The sequence below is a fragment of the Kitasatospora sp. NPDC057904 genome (genome assembly GCF_042887925.1).
GTDB lineage: Bacteria > Actinomycetota > Actinomycetes > Streptomycetales > Streptomycetaceae > Kitasatospora.
This window is the reverse complement of sequence record NZ_JBHVOL010000083.1, coordinates 1-1030: the sequence shown is the minus strand read 5'-3', so window position 1 is coordinate 1030 and position 1030 is coordinate 1. Positions and strand designations below refer to the sequence as shown.

The 1030-nt window shown below is 55.8% G+C and carries 1 rRNA gene; it reads right to left on the bottom strand.

Annotated features, from left to right (window positions below):
• Window positions 1–2 precede the first annotated feature (2 nt).
• A 23S ribosomal RNA gene (locus ACFVSN_RS45225) occupies window positions 3–1030 on the bottom strand; the annotation flags it as partial.

Sequence of the window (1030 nt, the reverse complement as noted above, 5' to 3'; positions counted from 1 at the left end):
CTGAGGACAAGCCCTCGGCCTATTAGTACCGGTCAACTCCACCCCTTACAGGGCTTCCATATCCGGCCTATCAACCCAGTCGTCTACTGGGAGCCTTACCCTCTCAAGGAGGTGGGAGTGCTCATCTCGAAGCAGGCTTCCCGCTTAGATGCTTTCAGCGGTTATCCCTCCCGAACGTAGCCAACCAGCCATGCCCTTGGCAGAACAACTGGCACACCAGAGGTTCGTCCGTCCCGGTCCTCTCGTACTAGGGACAGCCCTTCTCAACACTCCTACGCGCACAGCGGATAGGGACCGAACTGTCTCACGACGTTCTAAACCCAGCTCGCGTACCGCTTTAATGGGCGAACAGCCCAACCCTTGGGACCTACTCCAGCCCCAGGATGCGACGAGCCGACATCGAGGTGCCAAACCATCCCGTCGATATGGACTCTTGGGGAAGATCAGCCTGTTATCCCCGGGGTACCTTTTATCCGTTGAGCGACGGCGCTTCCACAAGCCACCGCCGGATCACTAGTCCCTACTTTCGTACCTGCTCGACCCGTCAGTCTCACAGTCAAGCTCCCTTGTGCACTTACACTCAACACCTGATTGCCAACCAGGCTGAGGGAACCTTTGGGCGCCTCCGTTACCCTTTAGGAGGCAACCGCCCCAGTTAAACTACCCACCAGACACTGTCCCTGATCCGGATCACGGACCCAGGTTAGACATCCAGCACGACCAGAGTGGTATTTCAACGGCGACTCCACAACAACTGGCGTTGCTGCTTCACAGTCTCCCACCTATCCTACACAAGCCGAACCGAACACCAATATCAAGCTATAGTAAAGGTCCCGGGGTCTTTCCGTCCTGCTGCGCGAAACGAGCATCTTTACTCGTAATGCAATTTCACCGGGCCTATGGTTGAGACAGTCGAGAAGTCGTTACGCCATTCGTGCAGGTCGGAACTTACCCGACAAGGAATTTCGCTACCTTAGGATGGTTATAGTTACCACCGCCGTTTACTGGCGCTTAAGTTCTCAGCTTCGCC